General features: G+C 73.0%; 13 protein-coding genes. 10 read left to right on the top strand and 3 right to left on the bottom strand.

Annotated features, from left to right (window positions below; translation table 11 throughout):
* Nucleotides 1–9 precede the first annotated feature (9 nt).
* Together ABZK10_RS15880 and ABZK10_RS15875 are read left to right on the top strand one after the other, a co-directional pair.
* The gene (locus tag ABZK10_RS15880) at nucleotides 10–2,883 is read left to right on the top strand and encodes an MMPL family transporter (protein ID WP_353810258.1); all 2,874 of its coding nucleotides are present in this window, start codon (nucleotides 10–12) and stop codon (nucleotides 2,881–2,883) included.
* Entirely contained in the window at nucleotides 2,880–5,108 is a 2,229-nt protein-coding gene (locus tag ABZK10_RS15875; protein WP_353810257.1) for a YhgE/Pip family protein, read from the top strand. The genes ABZK10_RS15880 and ABZK10_RS15875 overlap by 4 nt, the downstream gene beginning before the upstream one ends.
* A gap of 35 nt (nucleotides 5,109–5,143) precedes the next feature.
* Here ABZK10_RS15875 and ABZK10_RS15870 read toward each other — a convergent pair whose 3' ends face one another.
* The gene (locus ABZK10_RS15870; protein WP_353810256.1) at nucleotides 5,144–5,971 is read right to left on the bottom strand and encodes a sugar phosphate isomerase/epimerase family protein; all 828 of its coding nucleotides are present in this window, start codon (nucleotides 5,969–5,971) and stop codon (nucleotides 5,144–5,146) included.
* Nucleotides 5,972–6,157: 186 nt separating this feature from the next.
* On the opposite strand from ABZK10_RS15870, the gene ABZK10_RS15865 reads away from it, so the two are divergent.
* From ABZK10_RS15865 to ABZK10_RS15835, 7 genes are all read left to right on the top strand, one after another.
* Nucleotides 6,158–8,326, top strand: coding sequence for a bifunctional alpha,alpha-trehalose-phosphate synthase (UDP-forming)/trehalose-phosphatase (locus ABZK10_RS15865; protein ID WP_436408544.1), 2,169 nt, complete (start codon nucleotides 6,158–6,160; stop codon nucleotides 8,324–8,326).
* Nucleotides 8,327–8,424: 98 nt separating this feature from the next.
* A complete protein-coding gene (gene ilvD, locus ABZK10_RS15860; protein ID WP_353810254.1) occupies nucleotides 8,425–10,119 on the top strand; it encodes a dihydroxy-acid dehydratase in 1,695 nt (564 codons plus the stop codon).
* Between the two features lie 44 nt (nucleotides 10,120–10,163).
* Nucleotides 10,164–11,960 (top strand): acetolactate synthase large subunit, encoded by a 1,797-nt coding sequence (locus ABZK10_RS15855; RefSeq protein WP_353810253.1) that lies wholly within the window; start codon nucleotides 10,164–10,166, stop codon nucleotides 11,958–11,960.
* Between the two features lie 3 nt (nucleotides 11,961–11,963).
* Nucleotides 11,964–12,470: an acetolactate synthase small subunit gene (gene ilvN, locus ABZK10_RS15850; protein WP_353810252.1), complete on the top strand. Its 507-nt coding sequence runs from the start codon at nucleotides 11,964–11,966 to the stop codon at nucleotides 12,468–12,470.
* A gap of 54 nt (nucleotides 12,471–12,524) precedes the next feature.
* Nucleotides 12,525–13,553 (top strand): ketol-acid reductoisomerase, encoded by a 1,029-nt coding sequence (ilvC, locus tag ABZK10_RS15845; protein ID WP_353810251.1) that lies wholly within the window; start codon nucleotides 12,525–12,527, stop codon nucleotides 13,551–13,553.
* Nucleotides 13,554–13,655: 102 nt separating this feature from the next.
* The gene (locus tag ABZK10_RS15840) at nucleotides 13,656–13,985 is read left to right on the top strand and encodes a hypothetical protein (RefSeq protein WP_353810250.1); all 330 of its coding nucleotides are present in this window, start codon (nucleotides 13,656–13,658) and stop codon (nucleotides 13,983–13,985) included.
* A gap of 108 nt (nucleotides 13,986–14,093) precedes the next feature.
* Nucleotides 14,094–14,366: a hypothetical protein gene (locus ABZK10_RS15835; protein WP_353810249.1), complete on the top strand. Its 273-nt coding sequence runs from the start codon at nucleotides 14,094–14,096 to the stop codon at nucleotides 14,364–14,366.
* Between the two features lie 7 nt (nucleotides 14,367–14,373).
* Here the strand turns inward: ABZK10_RS15835 and ABZK10_RS15830 are convergent, their stop codons facing one another.
* A complete protein-coding gene (locus ABZK10_RS15830; protein WP_353810248.1) occupies nucleotides 14,374–18,621 on the bottom strand; it encodes an nSTAND1 domain-containing NTPase in 4,248 nt (1,415 codons plus the stop codon).
* Between the two features lie 146 nt (nucleotides 18,622–18,767).
* On the opposite strand from ABZK10_RS15830, the gene ABZK10_RS15825 reads away from it, so the two are divergent.
* Nucleotides 18,768–19,190: a hypothetical protein gene (locus ABZK10_RS15825; protein WP_353810247.1), complete on the top strand. Its 423-nt coding sequence runs from the start codon at nucleotides 18,768–18,770 to the stop codon at nucleotides 19,188–19,190.
* Nucleotides 19,191–19,267: 77 nt separating this feature from the next.
* Here ABZK10_RS15825 and ABZK10_RS15820 read toward each other — a convergent pair whose 3' ends face one another.
* Nucleotides 19,268–23,527, bottom strand: a complete 4,260-nt coding sequence (locus ABZK10_RS15820) for an nSTAND1 domain-containing NTPase (RefSeq protein WP_353810245.1) — start codon at nucleotides 23,525–23,527, stop codon at nucleotides 19,268–19,270.
* Between the last annotated feature and the right edge of the window lie 104 nt (nucleotides 23,528–23,631).

The raw sequence follows: 23,631 nt of genomic DNA, 5'->3' as shown, positions 1-23,631 counted from the left end.
GGAACTCCCGTGGCACTGCTCCTGCACCGGATCGGCCGGTTCTCGTACCGGCGCGCCTGGCTCGTCATCGTCGGCTGGGTCGTCGTGCTCGGCGCGCTCGTGGGCGGCGGGGTCGCCCTCGGCGGCCAGCTCCAGGAGTCGTACGCGATTCCCGGCACCGAGTCGCAGGACGCGCTCGACACGCTCGAAGCCGTCTTCCCGCAGACCGCCGGGGCATCGGCCAACGCCATCGTGCAGGCGCCCGAGGGCGGCATCGTCGAGTCGGAGCCGTACCGGTCGGCCATCGAGGAGATGACCGACGAGCTGGAGGGCGTCGACGGCGTGGCATCCGCCACCAGCCCGTTCGACGAGTACGCCGGCAACGCGGTCTCCGGCGACGGGCGCACCGCCTATATCCAGGTGCAGTTCGACGGGCAGGTCACCGACGTGACCGACGCGCAGATCGAGGCCGTCACCGACACGGCGGCCGTCGGCGAGGATGCCGGCCTGCTGGTCGCGTTCGGCGGCGACGTGTTCCAGGAGACCGAGTTCGGCCTCACCATCACCGAGGCGTTCGGCGTGATCTTCGCCGCCGTCGTGCTCGTCATCACGTTCGGCTCGCTGCTCGCCGCCGGCATGCCGCTGCTCGGCGCGCTCGTGGGCGTGGGCGTCGCGTTCGGCGGCATCTCCATCGCCGCCGCGTTCACGACCGTGTCGAGCACCGCCCCCATGCTCGCCGTCATGATCGGGCTCGCGGTCGGCATCGACTACGCGCTGTTCATCCTGTCGCGCCATCGCACCCAGCTCGCGCGCGGCGCCGACCCCGAGGACTCGGCCGCCGAAGCGGTGGCGACGGCCGGTGGCGCCGTGGTCTTCGCCGGGCTCACTGTGATCATCGCGCTGCTCGGACTGCTCGTGGTCGGCATCCCGTTCCTGTCGGTGATGGGCCTGTCGGCCGCGCTCGCGGTGCTCGTGGCGGTGCTCTGCGCCACCACGCTGCTGCCTGCGGTCATGGGGCTGGCCAAGGGGCGCCTCGCGCCGAAGCCCGGCGGACGCACCGCGCGCCGCGCGCTCGCCGCCGACGAGGGCGGCTCGCGTCCGCTCGGCCGCCGCTGGGTCGACGGCGTGCTGAAGGCGCCGATCGTGGCCGCCCTCGCCGTCGTCGGGGTGCTCGGCGTCGCCGCGGTGCCGGCGCTGAGCCTCGACCTCAACCTGCCGACGAGCGGCTCCGAGCCCGAGGGGACGCCGACCCGCGAGGCCTACGACCTCATGGCGGAGGGCTTCGGCCCCGGCTACAACGGGCCGCTCGTCATCACGGTCGACATCACCCAGACGACCGACGTGTTCGACGACCTCGACGCGATCGGCGCCCGCATCGCCCAGCTCGACGGCGTCGAGTACGTCGCCGACGGCATCCCGAACGCCACGGTCGACACCGCGATCATCCGCGTCATCCCCGAGACCGCGCCCGACGACCCGCAGACCAAGGCGCTCGTCGAGTCGATCCGCGAGCTCGAACCCGAGATCGCCGACGAGTTCGGCACCCCGATCGCCGTCACCGGGTACACCGCGATCTCGATCGACATCTCCAACCGGCTCTCCGACGCGCTCATCCCGTTCGCGCTCATCGTGGTCGGGCTCTCGGTGCTGCTGCTCATGGTCGTGTTCCGGTCGCTCTACGTGCCCCTCACCGCGGCGCTCGGCTTCCTGCTGTCGGCGTTCGCCGCGATCGGCGCCACCGTGGCGATCTTCCAGTGGGGCTGGTTCGCCGACCTCCTGCACGTCGAGCCCGGGCCGATCCTCAGCTTCCTGCCGATCATCCTCATGGCGGTGCTGTTCGGCCTCGCGATGGACTACCAGGTGTTCCTCGTCTCCGGCATGCGCGAGGAGTACGTGCGCACCGGCCGGCCGCGGCAGTCGGTCGTGCACGGCTTCCAGCACGCCGCGCGCGTGGTGACCGCCGCCGCGCTCATCATGTTCTTCGTCTTCTTCGCGTTCGTGCCCGAAGGGTCGGGCGTCATCAAGGGCATCGCGTTCGCGCTCGCCGTGGGCGTGGCGTTCGACGCGTTCCTCGTGCGCATGACCCTCGTGCCCGCCGCGATGGCACTCGCCGGACGCGCCGCCTGGTGGCTGCCTGTGCCGCTCGCGAAGCTGCTGCCCGACGTCGACATCGAGGGCGAGGGGCTGCGCCACCACCTCGACGACGCGAACTGGGCGGCCCGCGACGGCGGGGCGATCGGGGCCGAGGCAGCGGTGTTCGGCCTGGCGGACGAGCCGATCGGCCCGGTCGATGTCGCCGTGCCCGCCGGCGGAGTGCTGCACGTGACGGGCGCGCCCGCGGCCCGGCGCATCGTCGGCGCGACGCTCGCCGGGCGCCTCGACCCCGTCGCCGGGCGCCTGCACGTGCTCGGCTCGCCGCTCCCGTCCGACGCACCGCGCGTCCTGCGTCGCGTCGCGATCGTCGACCTGCCCGGCGCCGCCGCGGACGGTCACCGCACCGTGCGCGAGGTCGTCGCCGAGCGGGCCGACGCGGCCGCCGCCTGGTGGCGGCTCGCCGGGGCATCCGCCGCCACCGACCGGGCACTCGACCGCCTGCACGCCAGCGGCGTCGAGGTCGACCCGGAGCGCCCGCTGGGCACGCTCGACCCCGTCGCGCGTGCCGCCGTGCAGGTGACGGCCGCCCTCGCGGAGCATCCCGACCTGCTCGTCGTCGAGCTCGACGACGCCGTGCCCGCGGCACGCCACGCCGACTGGGCCGCCCTGCTCGACCGCCTCGTTCCCGGCGCCGTGACCCTCGTCGTCGGCGGTGCCGACGACACCGCGGACGCACTGCCCACCCGACGGGAGCGCCGCACCCTCGACCTCGCCCCCCTCACGCTCGACCGGAAGGCCCGCCTCCGATGACCACCGCACTCGACCAGGCCGGCGGACGCTCCGCCGCCCGCCGCCGCACCCGGCTCGCGATCGTGATCGCCGCGATCGTCGCCGTGCCGCTCGCCGTCGCGGGCATCGTCACCGCCGCCATCGCCGGCGGCGACGACCAGCTCGAGGCGATCCCCGCGATCGTAGTGAACAACGACGAGATGGTGACCACCACCGACGACGCCGGCGAGGAACAGGTCGTGCTCGCCGGGCGCCTGCTCGTGACCGAGCTCACCGGGCCCGACATGGCGGGCTTCGACTGGACGATCTCGAACGACGAGGAGGCCGCCGACGCGCTCGCCGACGGCAGCGCCTACGCCGTGCTGACCATTCCGGAGGACTTCTCGGCGTCGATCTCCTCGGTGTCGGGTACCGACCCGACGCAGGCGGGCCTCACGATCCGCACCGACGACGCACACGCGTACCTGACGGGCTCGGTCGCGCAGTCGGTCGGCGACGCCATGTCGAACGCCTTCGGCCGCGCGATCACCGAGCAGGTGCTCGCCGGGCTCTACGGCGGGCTGCAGACGACCGCCGGTTCGCTCGGCGACGCGGCGGACGGTGCCACGCAGCTCGCCGACGGGGTCGACGGGCTCGCCTCGGGGCTCGACGGGCTGGCGAGCGGGGCGGATGCCACCGCCGACGGCGTCGCCGCGACGGCCGGAGGTGCGGCCGCGACCGCCGCCGGTGCAGGGGAGATCGCAGGCGGGGTCGATGGGCTCGCCTCCGGGCTCGACCAGCTGGCCGGTGGCGTGTCCGCCTCGGCGACGGGCGCTGCGGATGCCGCGGCGGGCGCCCACGCATACGCCGACGGGGTCGGCCTGTACGCCGACGGCGTCGACCAGGTGGCATCCGGCGCCGCGGCGTTCTCCGCCGGCGTGTCGGACCCCGCGCAGGGACTCGACGCGCTCACGGTCGGCGTCACCGACTACGTGGGCGGCGTGCGTACCGCCTCCGACCAGTTCGCGCAGCTCGCGCCGCAGCTCGAGCAGGTGCTCGCGGCGGCCGACGCCGCCGGCGTCCCGGGTGCGGCGCAGCTGCTCGGCACCCCGACCGCGACGAGCCAGGGCCTGCAGGCGCTCGCCGTCGCGGGGGAGACCGGCACGCCCACGCAGCCCGGACTCGTGCCGAGCGTCACCGCCGCGGTCGACGCCACCCAGGCGGGCGCGGCCGACCTCGCCGACGGCGCTGCGCAGGTCGCGGCCGGATCCGGCGACGTGCGCGGCGGCGCCGACGAGCTCGCGTCGGGCCTCGACGCGCTCGCCGGCGGCCTCGCGCAGCTGTCGTCGGCGTCGAGCGGTGCGGCCGGCGGTGCCGTGCAGCTCGCCGACGGGGCATGGCAGCTCGCGGGCGGCGCCGACCAGCTGGCCGGCGGCGCCTCGCAGCTCGCCGACGGCACGCGTCAGCTCGCGGACGGCACGTCCGGCGCGGCATCCGGTGCCGGGGAGCTGTCGACCGGCGCCGATGCGCTCGCCGACGGGCTCGTCTCCGGCGCCGACGAGGCGAGCGCGTTCGCCGAGATCGACCCGGATGCGACGGCCGCGGTGATCGCGGAGCCCGTGGCGATGACCGCCGAGCGCGCGAACCCCATCCCGACCATCGGCGGCGCGGTCGGCATGTTCTTCCTGCCGGTCGGCCTCTGGGTCGGCGCGCTCGCCCTGTTCCTCTTCTTCCGCCCGGTGACGCCCGCGGAGCTGCGCAGCACCGCGCCGACCGGGCGCATCGTGTTCCGCGGGCTCGCGCGCGCCGGCGTCGTCGGCCTCGCGCAGGCGGCCGTGGCGACCGTGCTGCTGCACGTGTCGCTCGGCGTCGGCTGGTCGATGCTGCCGCAGACGCTCGCGTTCGCCGGGCTCGTCGCGCTGGTCTTCATGGCGCTGCACGCGTTCCTCGCGACGTGGCTCGGCCGGCTCGGCATGGTCGTCTCGCTCGTGCTGCTCGCCGTGCAGCTGCTGGCGGCCGGCGGCCTCTTCCCGGTCGAGATCCTGAGCGCCCCGTTCCAGGCGATCAGCCCGTTCCTGCCGCTGACCTGGGCGGTCGCGGGCATGCAGGCGATCGTGGCCGGCGTCGGCGGCTCGGCCGTCGCGGGCCCGGCGCTCGTGCTCGCGGCGTTCGGGGTGTTCGGCGCGCTGGGCACGGCGCTGCTCGTGGCACGCCGCCGCGGCGCGCGCGCGTTCGGCTTCGCGTCGGCGTCGCTCGCCGGTCGCTGACCGCGCCCGCCGCGGCGGCGTGAGGCGGGGACGGGTCAGTCGGGCTCGTCGGCCACCGGGGAGGCGACCGGGCGCGGCGCCGTGTGCAGGCGCGCGAAGTCGAGGGTCTCGCGCAGCAGTTCGAGGCGCTCGTCCTCGGTGCGCGCCTTGCGGGTGTTGACCTCCGCGGCGACCTGGCCGTCCCAGCCGGCGTCGGCGAGGTCGCGCAGGGTCTCGGCGACCGGCTGCGTGCCACGACCGGGCAGCAGGTGCTCGTCGAAGATGCGGCCGTCGTCGCTGCTGCCCGATCCGTCGCAGAGGTGGATGTGCCGCAGGCGCCCGCCGACCTCACGTGCGAACTCGCGCCCGTCGACGCCCGACAGCGCTGCGTGCGAGAAGTCGAGCGTGACCGCGTCGCAGTCCATCGCGCGCGGGTCGGGCCCGGGCGCGTAGGCCTTCATGTTCCGGCCGGCGACCCGCCACGGGAACATGTTCTCCACGGCGATGTGCACGCCGTATTCGCCGGAGATCTCGCGCACGATGTCGAGGAACTGCTCGGCGTACCCCGCCTGCCAGCGGAACGGCGGATGCACCACCACGGTGTCCGCCCCGGTGTCGCGCGCCAGCGCGGCCGTGCGCTCGAGCTTGACGCGCGGGTCGCGGCCCCACACGAAGTGCGTGAGCAGCAGCACCGGCGCGTGGATCGACAGCACCGGCAGCCCGTGCCGGTCGGCGAGCGCGAGCAGCGCCGAGGCGTCCTGCGTCGTCTCCTCCTGCGTCACCATCACCTCGACGCCGTCGAAGCCGACCTCCGCGGCCTCGCGGAACGCGTCCGCGGGCGGGAGGGGGTAGACGCACGTCGTGCTCATGCCGATCGGGATCATCAGCCGAAGTCTAGGACGGCTCGTGTGAACGGCGGATGACGACGGGGAGCATCCTCGGAGAACCCCTCCGCGCGGGCCGACTGTTAGCCTGTGGGCGATGTCACGATGCGGCTCCTCGAGCCGCGCGGAAGGAACACCTGCGTGAACCAGCAGTCCGACAAGCCCCATTCCGACGACGTGTACTCGATGGTGATCGTGTCGAACCGGCTGCCGGTCGACTACGACGAGCAGCCCGACGGATCGCCGGGGTGGAGGACGTCGCCCGGCGGGCTCGTGACCGCGCTGGAGCCCATCATGCGGGCCGCCGACGGCGCCTGGGTCGGCTGGGCCGGCGTCGCCGACCGCGAGTTCGCGCCGTTCGAGAACGACGGCATCTCGATCATCCCCGTGCCGCTCGGCGAGGACGAGATCCAGGAGTACTACGAGGGCTTCTCGAACGACACGCTCTGGCCGCTCTACCACGACGTGATCGCACCGCCCACGTACCACCGCGAGTGGTGGGACGCGTACGTGCGGGTCAACCGCCGTTTCGCGGAGGCCGCGGCGCGTGCCGCCGACGAGGGTGCGACCGTGTGGGTGCAGGACTACCAGCTGCAGCTCGTGCCGAAGATGCTGCGCGAGGCGCGCCCCGACCTCGTGATCGGCTTCTTCAACCACATCCCGTTCCCGGCATACGGCATCTACTCGCAGTTGCCCTGGCGTCGCCAGGTCATCGAGGGGCTGCTCGGCGCCGACGTCATCGGGTTCCAGCGCCAGGCCGACGCGGGCAACTTCCAGCGCGCCGTGCGGCGCCTGTACGGGTACACGACCCGGGGCGCGGTCGTCGAGGTGCCCGAGCAGGGCGGCGAGGTGCGCCGCGTGATCGCCCGCCACTTCCCGATCTCGATCGACGCCGAGGGCTTCGAGCAGCTCGCGCGCCGTCCCGACGTGCAGGCGCGCGCGAAGGAGATCCGCGAGGGGCTCGGCAACCCGAAGACCGTGATGCTCGGCGTCGACCGGCTCGACTACACCAAGGGCATCCGGCACCGGCTGAAGGCGTTCGGCGAGCTGCTGCGCGACGGGCGGCTGAGCGTGGCGGATGCCTCGCTGGTGCAGGTCGCGAGCCCGTCGCGCGAGCGCGTCGAGACGTACCGCCAGCTGCGCGACGAGATCGAGCTCACCGTCGGACGGCTGAACGGCGACTACTCGACGATCAGCCACCAGGCCATCGCCTACCTGCACCACGGCTACCCGCGCGAGGAGATGGCCGCGCTGTACCTCGCCGCCGACGTGATGCTCGTGACCGCGCTGCGGGACGGCATGAACCTCGTCGCCAAGGAGTACGTCGCCTCCCGGTTCGACGAGGACGGCGTGCTCCTCCTCAGCGAGTTCGCGGGTGCCGCCGACGAGCTGCGCCAGTCGGTGCTGGTGAACCCGCACGACATCGAGGGCCTGAAGGACCGCATGGTCGAGGCCGCGCACATGCCGCGCAAGGAACGCGCCCGCCGCATGCGCGCGCTCCGCCGTCGCGTGCGCGACTACGACGTCGCCCGCTGGTCGGCCGACTTCCTCGAAACGCTCACGGGCAACGCGACGATCCGCCCGGGCATCCGGGATGAACTCGGCAAGGCGCTCGAACGGCTCGCCACGACCGAGCGGCTCCTCGTGGCGCTCGACTTCGACGGCACCCTCGCCCCGCACGTCGACGTGCCCGACGACGCGCGCGCCTCCGACGGCGCGAGGCGTTCGATCGAGCGGCTCCTGGGCGCCCCCGACACCGCGGTCGCGTTCGTCTCGGGGCGGGCGATCGACAGCCTCCGCCACGTCTCCGACCCGCACGACGACGTCCTGCTCGCCGGTTCGCACGGCGTCGAGCTGCAGTTCGCCGGCGGCGAGGGCGCGCTCGACCTGCACCAGTCGGAGATCTCCGACCTGCGCACGCTCGCGGAGATCCTCGAGGGCGTCGTCGAGAAGGCGCCGGGCGCCTGGATCGAGGAGAAGCCCGCGGGCCTCGCGCTGCACACGCGCAAGCTCAGCGCGTCGGCCGGCGACAAGGCGCAACGCTCGGCGCGCGCGAAGGTCACCCAGGCGCTGCCCGACCTGACGCTCCGCGAGGGCAAGAACGTGCTCGAGTTCGCCGTGCGGTCGAGCACCAAGGGCGACGCCGTCGCACGCCTGCGCCAGCACACCGGCGCCACGGCCGTGCTCTACGTCGGCGACGACGTGACCGACGAGGACGGCTTCGCGGCGCTCGAGCCCGGCGACGTCGGCGTGAAGGTCGGCCAGGGCCGCACGTTCGCGCGCTACCGCGTGCGCGGCACCGACGACGTCGATCGCATGCTGGAGCTCCTCGCCGAGCTCCGCGCGGCGCGCTGATCGCGCCGCAGGCGGCCCGGCGGGCGCGGCCACGGCCGAGCACCCTGCCCAGCGGGCGTGCGCCGACCGAGGCATCCGCTTGGCAATAGACTGCAGGCATGCCCCAGTTCGATCCCAAACCGCGTAGTCGCGTCGTCACCGACGGCATCGAAGCCACCACCTCCCGGGGCATGCTCCGGGCGGTCGGCATGGGGGATGCGGACTGGGACAAGCCGCAGATCGGCATCGCGAGCTCGTGGAACGAGATCACGCCCTGCAACCTCTCGCTCGGCCGCCTCGCGCAGGCCGCGAAGGAGGGCGTGCACGCCGGCGGCGGGTACCCCCTGCAGTTCGGCACGGTCTCCGTCTCCGACGGCATCTCGATGGGGCACGAGGGGATGCACTTCTCGCTCGTCTCGCGCGAGGTCATCGCCGACTCGGTCGAGGTCGTCATGGAGGCGGAGCGCCTCGACGGCTCGGTGCTGCTCGCGGGCTGCGACAAGTCGATCCCCGGCATGCTCATGGCCGCGGCGCGCCTCGACCTGGCTTCGGTGTTCCTCTACGCCGGATCGATCGCACCCGGGTGGGTGCGCCTGTCTGACGGCACCGAGAAGGACATCACGATCATCGACTCGTTCGAGGCCGTGGGAGCGGTCAAGGCGGGCAAGATGAGCGAGGCCGACGCCAAGCGCATCGAGTGCGCGTTCGCCCCGGGCGAGGGCGCCTGCGGCGGCATGTACACCGCCAACACGATGGCCTCCGTCGCCGAGGCGCTCGGGCTGAGCCTGCCCGGCTCGGCGTCGCCGCCCTCGGCCGACCGCCGTCGCGACTACTTCGCGCACCGCTCGGGCGAGGCCGTGGTCGAGATGCTGAAGCAGGGCATCACCGCCCGGCAGATCCTCACCAAGGAGGCGTTCGAGAACGCCATCGCGGTGGGCATGGCGCTCGGCGGCTCGACGAACATCGTGCTGCACCTGCTCGCGATCGCCCGCGAGGCGGACGTCGAGCTCACCCTCGCCGACTTCAACCGCATCGGCTCGAAGGTGCCGCACATCGGCGACCTCAAGCCGTTCGGCAAGTACGTCATGAACGACGTCGACCGTCGTGGCGGCCTGCCCGTGCTCATGAAGGCCCTGCTCGACGCGGGCCTCATGCACGGCGACGCGCTCACGGTCACCGGGAAGACCCTCGCCGAGAACCTCGCCGAGATGGATATCGAGCCGCTCGACGGCGAGGTGCTCCGCTCGCTCGACGACCCGATCCACGAGACCGGCGGCCTGACGATCCTGCACGGCTCCATGGCGCCCGACGGCGCGGTCGTGAAGACGGCCGGCTTCGACGCGGCGACCTTCGAGGGCCCCGCGCGCGTGTTCGAGCGCGAGCGGGCCGCGATGGACGCGCTCACGAACGGCGAGATCGCCGCGGGCGACGTGGTGGTCATCCGCTACGAGGGCCCGAAGGGCGGGCCGGGCATGCGCGAGATGCTCGCCATCACGGCGGCCATCAAGGGCGCCGGGCTCGGAAAAGATGTACTACTCTTGACGGACGGTCGATTCTCAGGCGGCACAACCGGCCTGTGCATCGGCCACGTAGCACCCGAAGCGGTCGACGCAGGTCCGATCGCCTTCGTGCGCGATGGTGATCTGATACGGGTCGATATCGCAGCTCGCAGCATCGACCTACTGGTCGACGACGCAGAGCTGGCAGCCCGCCGCGACGGCTGGGCACCGCTTCCCCCGCGCTATACCCGTGGCGTCCTCGCGAAGTACTCGAAGCTCGTGCGCTCGGCCGCAGAAGGCGCGACCACGGGCTGAGGCTCGCACGCATCCGCACGCTTTCGCACCAGAACAGGAACCGCATGTCCACGGACTCGACCACCGTGCCCACGCCCGCTGCCGCGCGCCCATCGGCGCCGGAGACCCTGACCGGAGCCCAGGCCGTCGTCCGCTCGCTCGAGATGCTCGGCATCCGCGACGTCTTCGGCCTGCCCGGCGGGGCGATCCTCCCCGTCTACGACCCGCTCCTCGACGCGCCCGACATCAACCACATCCTCGTGCGCCACGAGCAGGGCGCCGGCCACGCAGCCGAGGGCTACGCCTCGGCGACCGGCAAGGTCGGCGTCGCGATCGCCACCTCCGGCCCCGGCGCGACGAACCTCGTCACCGCGATCGCCGACGCGCACATGGACTCGGTGCCGCTGCTGGCGATCACCGGGCAGGTCTTCTCGAACCTGATGGGCACGGATGCCTTCCAGGAGGCCGACATCGTCGGCATCACCATGCCCGTGACCAAGCACTCGTTCCTGGTCAAGCGCGCCGAGGAGATCCCGTCGACCATCGCGGCGGCGTACCACATCGCCTCGACCGGCCGCCCGGGACCGGTGCTCGTGGACATCACGAAGGACGCCCAGCAGGACACGCTGCAGTTCAGCTGGCCGCCGAAGATCGACCTGCCCGGCTACCGCCCGATCACCAAGGCGCACGGCAAGCAGGTGCAGGCTGCGGCGCAGCTGCTCGCCGAGGCGAAGAAGCCGGTGCTGTACGTCGGCGGCGGCGTGATCCGCGGCCGCGCCTCGGAGGAGCTGATCACGCTCGCCGAGACGACGCACGCTCCCGTCGTGACGACGCTCATGGCGCGCGGCGCGTTCCCCGACTCGCACCCGCAGCACCTCGGCATGCCCGGCATGCACGGCACGGTGCCCGCAGTGCTCGCGCTGCAGGAGGCCGACCTGCTCATCGCGCTCGGCGCCCGCTTCGACGACCGCGTGACCGGCAAGGCCGCGCTGTTCGCCCCGAACGCGAAGGTCGTGCACGTCGACATCGACCCGGCCGAGATCTCCAAGATCCGCACGGCCGACGTGCCGATCGTCGGCGACGTCAAGGAGGTCATCGGCGAGCTGACCGCGGCGTACTCGGCAGCGGCATCCGACGCCGACGTGACCGAGTGGTGGACCTACCTCGACGGGCTCCGCGACGAGTTCCCGCTCGGGTACACCCCGACGAGCGACGGCCTGCTCGCCCCGCAGTACGTGATCCAGCGCATCGGCGAGCTGACCGGCCCCGAGGCCGTCTACGCCGCCGGCGTCGGCCAGCACCAGATGTGGGCCGCGCAGTTCATCAAGTACGAACGGCCGAACTCCTGGCTGAACTCCGGCGGCGCCGGCACCATGGGGTACTCCGTGCCCGCCGCCATGGGCGCCAAGGTGGCCGAGCCCGAGCGGGTCGTCTGGGCGATCGACGGCGACGGATGCTTCCAGATGACGAACCAGGAGCTCGCGACCTGCGCCCTGAACGACATCCCGATCAAGGTCGCGGTCATCAACAACTCGTCGCTCGGCATGGTGCGCCAGTGGCAGACGCTGTTCTACGACGGCCGGTACTCGAACACCGACCTCAACACGGGACACGACACCCGTCGCGTGCCCGACTTCGTGGCGCTGGCCGAGGCGTACGGCGCCCTCGGCATCCGCGTGACGACGGAGGAGGAGGTGGACGACGCGATCAAGCTTGCCCTCGAGACCAACGACCGCCCGGTCGTGATCGACTTCGTCGTGAGCGCCGACGCCATGGTGTGGCCGATGGTGCCGCAGGGCGTCTCCAACTCCTTCGTGCAGTACGCACGCGACCACAGCCCGGCCTTCAACGAGGAGGACTAGCCCATGTCTCACGTGCTCTCCCTCCTCGTCGAGGACAAGCCCGGCCTGCTGACCCGCGTCGCGGGCCTGTTCGCCCGCCGCGGGTTCAACATCGAGTCGCTCGCGGTCGGCCACTCCGAGATCGAGGGGCTCTCGCGCATCACCGTCGTGGTGGACGTCGAGGACCTCCCGCTCGAGCAGGTCACCAAGCAGCTCAACAAGCTGGTGAACGTGATCAAGATCGTCGAGCTCGACCCGACGCAGTCGGTGCACCGCGAGCACCTGCTGATCAAGGTGCGCGTCGACAACACCACCCGGTCGCAGGTGCTCGAGGCCGTGAACCTGTTCCGGGCGCGCGTGGTCGACGTGGCCACCGACGCGCTCGTCATCGAGGTGACCGGCGACTCGGGCAAGACGAACGCGTTCCTGCGCGTGCTCGAGCCGTACGGCATCAAGGAGATCGCCCAGTCGGGCCTGCTCGCCATCGGGCGCGGCTCGAAGTCGATCACCGATCGCGTCTTCAAGAACTAGCCGGCGATCGTCGCCGGACACCCATACCCCGATCAAGGAGAAAGAAACAGCATCATGGCTGAGATCTACTACGACAAGGACGCCGACCTCTCGCTCATCCAGGCCAAGAAGGTCGCCGTCATCGGCTACGGCTCGCAGGGCCACGCGCACGCGCAGAACCTCCGCGACTCCGGTGTCGAGGTCGTCATCGGGCTCAAGGAGGGCTCGAAGTCGGCCCCGAAGGCACAGGAGGCGGGCTTCGAGGTGCTGAGCGTGGCGGATGCCGCCGCGAGCGCCGACGTGATCGTCATCCTCGCGCCCGACCAGTTCCAGCGCCACATCTACGCCGAGTCGGTCAAGGACAACCTGAAGCAGGGCGACACCCTCGTCTTCGGCCACGGCTTCAACGTGCGCTTCGGCTACATCGAGGCCCCCGAGGGGGTCGACGTGATCCTCGTCGCCCCGAAGGCCCCCGGCCACACCGTGCGCCGCGAGTTCGTCGCCGGCCGCGGCATCCCCGACATCATCGCCGTCGAGCAGGACGCGTCGGGCACCGCCTGGGACCTCGCCAAGTCGTACGCGAAGGCCATCGGCGGCACCCGCGCGGGCGTCATCAAGACGACCTTCACCGAGGAGACCGAGACCGACCTGTTCGGCGAGCAGTCCGTGCTCTGCGGCGGCGTCTCGCAGCTCGTGCAGTACGGCTTCGAGACCCTCACCGAGGCCGGCTACCAGCCGGAGATCGCCTACTTCGAGGTGCTCCACGAGCTGAAGCTCATCGTCGACCTCATGTGGGAGGGCGGCATCTCCAAGCAGCGCTGGAGCGTCTCCGACACCGCCGAGTACGGCGACTACGTCTCGGGCCCGCGCGTCATCGACCCGCACGTCAAGGAGAACATGCAGGCCGTGCTCGCCGACATCCAGTCGGGCGCGTTCGCGAAGCGCTTCATCGACGACCAGGACAACGGCGGCACGGAGTTCCTCGAGCTCCGCGCCAAGGGCGAGGGTCACCCCATCGAGACCACTGGTCGCGAGCTGCGCAAGCTCTTCTCGTGGACCCAGGTCGACGAGGACGACTACGTGGATGGTGAGGTCGCGCGCTAGTCGACGCATCCGCTCACGAGGGCGTCCCCGCACATCGCGTGCGGGGGCGCCCTCGTCGTTTCGGGGCGGGGCCCGGAATCGGCCCGGTGGTACCCTCGGGGCATGGACCGCCATGCGGCCGGGGTTCGTGAGGACGCGAATCGGCGGGCCGGCTGGGCGGTGCTCGCCGGTGGGGTGCTCCTGTGCGGCAGCGCGATCGTGCTGGGCCCGACCCTGGTGGGAGGAGCGGGAGCGCACGACCCGCCGCCCGACGCGGAGATCGCACCCGTCGGGATCTTCACGAGCGGCGGGTCGGAGCCGGAGCAGGCGGCGGGCGCGGAGGACGGGACCGACGTCTCCCTCATGTGCTGCCGCGAGCACTACTCCTATTCGACCGGCACGACGACGATCGAGTGCGTGCCGATCACGGAGGCGTTCCTCGCGTCCGACTGAGGGGTCCTCATGGCAGACGAACCACGGGTGGTCCGCACGTCCGCACCGATACGGCCGTCAGTCGCACCCTCCGTCCGCGGCGCGGGCGAACGGCGGTTCGGATGGGTGATGCTCGCGGCGGTCGCGGTGCTGTGCGGGGTCGGGCTGGTCGTGGGAGGCGACCTCGTCGAGGCGCCCGGGCCGGACGTCGCGCCCGAGCCCGCGTCACCGATCGGACGGGCGGTGACCCCGGGCGACACGACGTCCGAACGGGACGACGGCACGTGGGTGACCGTGCACGAGTGGATGCAGCGCTGTCGGGAGTACTACGAGGTCAGGACGGCCTCGCGCTCGATCGAGTGCGTTCCGGTCGAGGGCGGCGACGGGCTGCCGGGCGAGTGACGACGGGTCAGTCGGATGCCTCGACCGCCGGGCCCGTGCCGGTGCAGGTCGCGACGTACGGCTCGTCGCCGAAGTAGGTCGACCACTCGAGCTCGGTGAGGTCGCGGCCGACCATGCGGCAGGCGGCGTCGCGCATGGCGTCGGCCCCGATGTCCCAGAGGAGGACGCCCTCGGCGGCGTTCGTGGCGAGCGTCGTGCCGTCCTGGCTGATGAAGCCCGACGGCCACCAGACGTTCGGGGCGCCGGGCATCTGGATCTCGTCGCCGAGTCGGCGCGCATCGTCGAGGTCGTAGAGCGTGATCGACTGGTCCCACCCCGAGGAGAGCAGCGTGCGGCCGTCGGCACTGACCTCCATGTGGAGCGGTGCGACACCCGACTTCGGCAGGGAGTGCAGCGGCTCGAGGTCACCCGTGCTGCGGTTCAGCCGTGACGCGCTCGCGCTCAGCGCGTCGCCGTTCGGCAGCCCGACCACGTCGACGTCGTCCTCCAGGCCGCGCGCGAGTTCCTCGCCGGTCGCGATGTCGTAGACCGAGGTGAAGGATCGGCCCAGCGACTCGTCCCACCACGTGAGCGTCATGCGACCGCTGTCGCCGAGTTCGGCGTGGTCCATCGCATCGATGAGTGGATTGACCTCGGTCTCGATGAGCGGTCCCGTCGCACCCGTCTCCGGGTCGATCACCATCATGCCTCCCTGCGTGACCGCGAAGACGTGCGGTCCGCCGCGCTCCGCCGGGATCCACCATCCTCCGCCGGCCGAGTCGGGCATGTCGATCTCACGGGTCTCGTCGGAGCCGACGTCCTGCAGCACGGGGTCGCCGATGCCCGTCTCGGACACGGCGATGGTTGCATCGGTGACCCAGGTCATCTCGAACACCTGCGCCCCGACCCCCTCGTCGGCGGCGATGTCCCACAGCTGCATGTCGTCCACGGTCTCCACGAGCGGCGGGGGAGCGGGCGCGGTGATCAGCATCGTGTCGTCCATGCCGAACCCGCCGATCACGATCCGGTCCTCCGCGATCGGCCGCGTGATCGATGGCCGGCCGTCGACCCGCCAGACGAGGGCGGCGGCCGGGGACCGGGAGGTGAACGTCACGATCTCGCCCCCGTCGCCCACGACGTCGACGCCGCGGTTCCAGTCGGAGAGCGTGTCCAACTCCGCGCCGGTCGGCAGGCCGGTCGCGAGGTCGAACGCCCGCACGAGTCCAACGCCGTTGATGCAGACGAGCAGGTCGTCCGGGACGACCGCAGCGTTCACGCAGCGCATCTCGCTCGCCTGGCGTCGCCAGAGCTCCTCGCCGGTCCCGAGGTCGACCTTCACGACCCCCTCGTCGCCGCTTGCGATGAGTCCGCCGTCGCCGTCGGGAACGAGGGTGAGATCGGCGTATCCGCTCGGCACGTCCCCGAGCATGCCGATCGGTTCGAGCGTCTCCGCGTCGTAGATGCCGATACCTGCCTCTCCCGTGGTGTAGAGCCGATCGCCGACCAGCGCGACGCCGTTCGTGCGGAGGACGGCGGCCTCGAACTCGTCGGGGTCGTGCTCGACCAGCTGGGTGATCTCCCCGGTCGCCAAGTCGATCCAGCCCGGGTCGCCGGTGATCGGGTGGTTGAAGTACGCGCGCGAGCCGTCCTCCGTGAGCACGGGGATCTGCCCGGTGCGGTCGTCGTAGGTGACGGTCGGGAACGGCTGCGTCCCGGTCGCGAGATCGATGACGACGAAGTGGTTCTTGCAGCAGCTCTCCTCATTCGGCCGCCGCATCTCGCCGGTCTGGATGAGTGCCGTGGACCCGTCGCCGCTCACGAACACGTCCCGCTCGAAGTAGAAGTTCACGGGTGGCAGCTCCACGTCGAACTCGCGAAGCGTCTCGCCGGTGTCGAGGTCGATCACGCGCACCGACGCGGGCTCGGTCGGACCCTCCGCCGTCGCCGCGTCGGTCAGCTCGTCCTCCACGATGAGGGCGGTGCGCGTGCCCGGCACGCCGGCGCCGAATGCGCGCGTCCCCTCGCCGATCCAGTGGCGAGCGATCAGGCCGTCGCCGCCGGTCAGGTTGCCGAGCAGGGCCGATCGTGCTCGTGCGTCCTCGGGCCAGCGTCGCTGCAGCTCGACGGCGAGCAGCGCGGCGACGTCGCGATCGCTGCCGCGGATCGCGAGCGAGGTGGCGGCGAGCGCCTCGATGGTCGCGTCCTCGGCGGCGGCGGATGCCTCGGAGCCGCGCACGACCGCGATGCCACCGGAGACCACGGCGACGAGCAGCAGCACCGCGGCTGCGGCGAGCGCGCTGCGCAGCCAGCGGTTGCGCGTGCGGTCGCGCACCGATCGCGCCTCGAGCTCGCGGAGTTCCGCCTCGTTCCGCTCGATCGACGCATCGACGTACGCCGCCTCCACCGGGGTGAGGTCGGGGTTCGCGGCGTCGCGCCACTCGGTCGCGCCGTGCAGGCGGGCGCCGCGCAGCAGGTCGTCGGCGGGCCGCCCCGCGGTGTCCCACGCCGCTGCGGCGACTTCGATCTGCCGGAGGATGCGTGCGTTCGCGGCGTCCTCGGTCAGCCAGCCGTCGAGGCGCGGCCACGTCGTCCCCACCGCCTCGTGCGCGATGATCGCGGCGTCGCCGTCGATCGTCACCAGGCGCGCGTGCACGAGCCCCTCGACGACGGCGCGGCGCTGCGGGTTCGTGCTGAGCGTGGCCAGCGGCACCCGCCGGCGCACCGTCATCCCCTCCGGGGTGCGCTCGACCAGGCGCATCATGAGCGATCGGCACACGTCCTGTCGGGCGGGGGAGAGCCCCTGGAACACCTGCTCCGCCGACTGCGCGATCGCGCCGGCGATGCCGCCCGACGTCTCGTAGCCGTCGACCGTGAGCGTCGCGCCCTCGCGTCTGGTCCAGGTGGCGACCAGCGCGTGCGAGAGCGGAGGGAGGATGCCCGGTCGGTCTCCGGCGTCGCGGAGGATGACTTCGACCAGCCCGGACTCGAGCTCGAGCCCCGCGGCCTCGGCGGGTCGTGTGATCGCCTCGCGCAGGCCGTCCGGCCCGAGCGGTGGAAGGGCGTAGAGCCCGCGCCCGATGAGCGACCCGAGCGACGGGATGGCGGTCGCGCCGTCGAGGAAGTCGGAGCGGAGCGCCAGCACGAGGCATCCGCCGTGCTCGACCCATGCCGCGGACCGCGCGCCGATGTCGCGGAGCTCGTCGTCCGGCAGCATCCGGAACTCCTCGGCCTGGTCGATGCAGACGACCGCCGCCGGGCCCGAGAACGCCGCCCGCAGCTGCTCGGCGCCGGTGGCGCCCGGCGTCACGATCACGACCTCGCGGCTCTGGTCGCGCAGGCGCGGCACGACGCCGGCGCGGACGAGGGAAGACTTGCCCGAACCGCTCGGCCCCACGACCGTCACCACCGATTGGCGGCCGCAGCGCGCGAGCACCTCCTCGATGTCGGTGTCGCGGCCGAAGAACCACGCGCGGTCGTCGTCGCCGTACGCCGCGAGCCCTCGGTAGGGGCATGCGTCGGAGACCTCCCGCTCGGCGAGCGCGACCGCCGGCGCCTCGAGCTCCGGGTCCTGGCGCAGCATCGCGGTCTCGAGGTCGACGAGGCTGCGGCTCGGGTCGATGCCCAGGTCGTTCGACAGCCGTTCGCGTGCGCCGCGGATGACCGCCATCGCCTCCGCCTGCCGGTCGGCGCGATAGTTCGCGAGCGCGAGGATCGCCCAGCGGTGCTCGCGCAGCGGCTCCTCGCGCACGAGACGCTCGGCGTCGGCGATCACGGCGCCGCGCTCGCCGGCGGCGAGCCTGGCGTCGAGCAGCTCCTCCTCGGCGCTCCGGCGCACCTCGACCAGGCGGGCGGCCTCGATCGCGGCGGGCGGCCAGTCGGCTGCATCCGTCAACGGGGCTCCCCGCCAGAGCGCGAGTGCCTTCTCGAACCCGGCAGCGGCACGGTCATGCGCGCCCTGGAGCGCCTGACGCCGCGCCTGCGCGACCGCCTGCTCGAACTGCACCGCGTCGAGCGCGTCCGCGTCCAGGCCGAGCCGGTAGTCGACGCCGACCGTGCGCACCGCCTCCGCGCCGAGCTTCGACCGGATCTTCGCGACCGCGTTCCGCACCTGCTGCGCCCAGGTGGCAGGCGGTTCGTCGCCCCAGCACGCCTCGGCGAGCTCGTCGGGGGAGACCGCCGCATCGCGCCGCACGATGAGCGCGGTCAGGATGGTGCGTTCCCGCGGGCTCAGCGATGGCCCGCCGGTGTCCATCGGTCCCAGAATGCGCATGCTCATGCCTGCAGTGTCGAGAAATCGTCAGGTGTTCGTCAATGCTGCCGTGTCCGCACGGATATCGCACGGATATCGACCGATCGTCCACCGATATCCGCGATTGCGAGCGTGAAGGTGTCGCCGGAACGGTTCCGGCCGAAGGGAGCATCATGAACACTCGCATCGGAAGCCGCCGTGGTCGCATCGTTCGCGCCTCGGTCGGAATCGCACTCGCAGCCGGGGCCGGCCTGACGGTCGCCTGCGCTGTTCCGGCGACGGCCGTCGAGCCGCCGCTCGCCCCGGGGCCGTTCCAGGTCGGCGCGACCACCGCCGGCAGCGTCGCCACCGCGGCCCACCTCGAGCCGGCGGATCGACTGGCGGAGGCGATCCGCCAGGAGGTCGAGTACCGTGCGTCGCTCGCCGAGGAGTACTCGGGCCTGCCCGCGGACCGCATCGAGCAGCGGGTCGCCGCCGCCACGGCGGAGGGCCGGACCGCCCGCTCCGTCGTCGAGTGCGCGGCCCTCGCGCTGGCGCAGCGCCCGCTGTTCACGGCGGACACCGCGGAGCGCCTCGTCGGAGGTGCCTGCAGCTGACCCCGGTACCGGACGCGCGACGGCGCCCACGTCCACGCGGACGTGGGCGCCGTCGCGCGCCCACGTCGGCCGATCGCTCAGTGCTGCTCCTTCTCGAACGGCAGCGTCCAGCCGGTGCAGGGGTCGACGTACTCGCCCAGGTAGCCGAGGTGCGTCTCCCACTCGGCCGGCTGGAGGATGCGACCGGGGATCGAGCACACCGCCGCGTACCAGTCGTCGGCGGCGAGGCTCCAGCGCGCGATGCCGTCGTCCGCCGCCATGAACAGCCACGCACCGGAGTGGTGCAGGGCGAACGGCGCGCCACCGCCGTCGGCGGCACGCAGGTGGTCGCCGACGACGGTGCCGTCGGCGAGGTCGTACAGCGTGCCGGAGCGTCCCTCCGTGGTGACGAGGAGCATCGCGCCGTCGTCGGTCAGGGTCATCTCGTCGGGACGGCCGCGTGGCGCGGGCAGGGTGCCGACGGCCTCCAGGTCGAAGTCGAGCCGGGTCAGGCTCCCGGGGCCGGCGGCGATGACCTCGTCCGGCCCGGAGATCACCGCGGCCGGCCCGAAGCCGATGCGCCGGTCGAGCACCTCGCCCGACGCGCGGTCGACCAGCGAGATGACGTCGAACGTGCGCACGGCCGACTCCGTCTCGGAGCCCGGCACCGAGGTGAGGGTGGACGACACGAGCACCGTCCTCCCGTCGGCGGTGTCGGTCACGCGTGACGGCATGCCCTCCACCGTGATGCCGTGGCCGGTGCGCTCCCAGGTGGCGAGATCGCGTGCCCAGACCGTGCGCGTGGTCGGGTCGAGCTGATACTGCACGTCGTCGTGGACCGGTGCGAACAGCGTCGACGCGGTCCCGAAGACCGGTCGCTCCTCGCGATCGGCGACGTCCATCAGGCGCCAGGCGCCGTCGGCCGCACGCATGCGGAGGAGGCCGTCGCCCGCCCAGACGGCTTCGACGACGTCTGTGGGCAGGCTGAGCACCTTCGCATCGGCGATCGGGTCCCAGACGGCGAGGTCGTGGATCGCGCCGTCGGCGGTTCCCCGGCCGACGATGAGGTGCTCGCCTCCGGGCGCGAACCCCGCGACCAGCTCCTGACCGCGTGCGACGAGGTCCGCCGCCCCGCCGGCGCCGTCGACGTGCCAGCGCCCGACGCGCGACTCGCCGAGGGTGAGGAACCGCACCTCGCCGGCGGCATCCGACCACCAGAGGTCGCGGACGGCGCCGACCTGCGCGTCGACGCTGCGACCGGTCGGCGTGCCGTCGGCGAGGTCGAACTCGGTGATGGCGCCCCCCGGGCTGCCGCAGAAGTACCTGGCGCGCGCCGGTGCGGCCGCGATCGGGTCACACGCGGCGCGTGTCGCGGGCTGCTGCCAGTCGACGGTGCCGTCGGGGGCGAGCGCCGCGACGCCGCGTGCGCCGGTGACCAGTGCGCGGCCGTTCCCGATCGGGAGCACGCGCAGCTCACCGGAGGCCGCGGCGAGCGTCGTTCGATGCAGCACCGCCCCCGTCGGCTCGTCGATCCAGGTCACGGCGCCGCCGGCGCCGGCCACGACCAGGGTGGTGGCGTCGGCGAAGCCGAGCGTCCCGCGATGCTCGGGGTCGGATGCCCCGGCCGCGACGAGTCCCGGCACCCGACGCACCTCGTCGCCGGCCGTGTCGCGCACGACGACGTCGCCGGTTGCGCGATCGACCCAGGCGACCCGGGTCCCGTCGGGTCCGACCGCGAGGTCGGTGATCCACGACTCGGTGTTGAGGTGCTCGGTCAGCAGCGAGCCCGTCTCGAGGTCGACGACGTCGAGCGCGGCGCTGATGCCGGGCTGCGACCACCCGGGGTCGATTGCGACGCCGTCGGCGGTCACATCGCTCAGCGTCGCGATCGCGGCGATGCGGCCGTCGGCGCTCACGCGCACGACGGGGCGGGCGATCACGTCGGGCAGCGCGTACGTGAACGCCGGACTCGACTCGAGGTGTGCGCCCGTCTCGAGGTCGCGCACCTCCACGTCGCGCCCGACGCCCGCGACGACGAGCCGGTCGGTGCCGGGCACGACCGCCGCCCCCAGCAGGGTGCCGGCCTCAGGCAGGCTCGCGGACTGCACGAGGCCCTCCGGCGCCGAGAGCGTGGCGAGCAGTGCCGAGCGCGTCCGCGGATCATCCGGCCAACGTCGGAACGCGACCGCGGCGAGCAGTGCGGCCAGGTCGCGGTCCGAGTCGCGAAGCGCGCGGGCGGTGTTCGCGATCGCCTCGACGCGGGCGTCCTCGAGTGCGTCCTCGGCGAGGCCCGCGTTCGTCTCGGCCCGCCGGGCGTTGCCGGCCGCGAGCCCGGCGGCGCCGATCGCACCGACCAGCAGCACCCCGATGGCGGCCACGGCGAGCCGCAGCCGACGGTTCTGCCGCGCCCGGCGGAGGGAGTCGGCCCGCAGGGCGGCGCGCTCGTCGCGCGCCCGGGTGCCCGAACGGTCGAGGAACGCCCGCTCCCGGGCGGTGAGGTCGGGCCCGGTGCGCTCGCGCCACTCGGACGCCGCCTCGAGCCGGGCCCCGTGCAGCAGGTCGTCGTCGCTGCGACCGGCGGCGTCCCACTCGTCGGCTCCCGCGCTGACCGCGGCCATCACGCGGAGGTCGTCCCGCCCGTCCGCCAGCCAGGCCGCCAGCCGCGGCCACGCGCGGGCGAGCGACTCGTGGGCGACGACCACGGTGTCGCCCTCGACGCTGACCAGGCGCGAGTCGGCGAGGGCGTCCACCGCGCCGGACCACTCGGCGTCCTCCCGCAGCGCGTGCAGGTCGATGCGACGACGGATGGGCGTGCCGTCGGAACTCGGTGCGAGCAGGCGGAGCATCATCGCGTGGCAGACCCGGCGCTCGGGCCCGTCGAGGGCGTCGTACGCACGCTCGGCGGCCTGGGCGATCGCACCGGGGATGCCGCCCGCGTCGAGGTACCCGTCGACCGTCAGGGTGCGTCCCTCGCGGCGGCGCCAGGTCTCGGCGAGCGCGTAGGAGAGGTGGGGGAGCACGCCCGGGGCGCCGTCGGCGTCGCGCAGGACGAGTTCGACGAGCCCCTGCTCGAGGCGGAGGCCGGAGCGCAGGGCGGGCTCCTCGATCGCGCGTCGGAGCGCGTCGGGGCCGAGCGGGGTCACCACGAGCACCGACCTGGTGAGCGCGGGGCCGAGCCGTGCGTCGGCCGCGACGACGTCGAGGTAGTCGGATCGCACGGTCACGATGACGCCGCCGCGGAACGCCTGCCGCGCGAGGAGCTCGCCGATCGGTTCCGGCACCGGCGTCGTGGGCCCGGCGGCGAGCTCCTCGAGCTGGTCGACGACGACGACCTGCGGCCGTCGCGCCTCGACCGCGGAGCGAAGCTCCCGCTCGAAGCCGGGCCCGGGTTCGAGCACCGCGACCGTGCGCCCGCGACGGCGGAGCGCCGGCACGACGCCGGCGCGCACGATGGACGACTTGCCGGAGCCCGACGGTCCGGTGACGGTGACGACCGCGTCGGCGTCCAGGCGGTCGACGATGGTCGCGATCTCCGGCTCGCGCCCGCGGAAGTCGTCCGCGTCGTCCGCGTCGTAGGCGTGGAGGCCGCGGTACGGGCAGTCGCCGCGCACGGTCTGCGCGTCCTGCGAGCCGTCGAGCGCGTGCTCCTGCCGCAGCACGGCCTGCTCGAGCTCCGCCAGCTCGCGTCCGGGCTCGATGCCGAGCTCGTCGAGCAGCGTGCGTCGCGTCGCGCGCAGCAGCGCGAGCGCGTCGGCCTGCCGGCCCGAGCGGTAGAGCGCGGTGGCGAGCAGCGCTCGCGGGGCCTCCCGCAGCGGCGCGCCGGCGACGAGTCGTTCGAGGTCGGGAACCACGCTCGACGTCTCGCCGGCGTCGAGGCGTGCGCGCCCGAGGCCTTCTTCGGCCTCCTGGCGGATGCGCTCCAGGCGGGCGGCGGCCACGGTGCCGTCGGGCCAGTCGGCGACGTCTTGGAACGGCGCACCGCGCCAGAGCGCGAGGGCGCGCCGGTACCCCTCGATCGCGCGTTCCGGGTCGCCCGACTCGCGATGCGTGCGTGCGGCGTCGACGAGGCGCTCGAACCGCACCGCGTCGACCTCGTCCGGGTCGACGTCGAGCGCGTACCCCGACCCGCTCGTGCGGATGCGGGACGCACCGATCGCCCGGCGCACGCGTCCGATGTCCGCCTGCACCTGCTTGACCCACGTGGACGGGCGTTCGCCGTCCGGCCAGATCGCCTCGGCGATCTCGTCGACCCGGAGCGACTCGCCCAGCCGGACCACGAGCGCCGCGAGCACGAGGCGTTCGCGGGGGCGGAGCGCTGCACCGTCCGTCCGCATGGGGCCGATCACGTCGATGGCCACGCGGCCATGGTTTCGGAGGGTTCCTCATGTTGTCAACGGTGCCCGCACCGAGCGCATGCCCGACGCATACCGGCATCGGGCGATGCGCATACCGCTGCGCGCGA

Origin of the sequence: Agromyces sp. SYSU T00194 (genome assembly GCF_040496035.1) — a bacterium.
GTDB lineage: Bacteria > Actinomycetota > Actinomycetes > Actinomycetales > Microbacteriaceae > Agromyces > Agromyces chitinivorans.
This window is presented reverse-complemented; position numbering and strand designations above follow the sequence as displayed.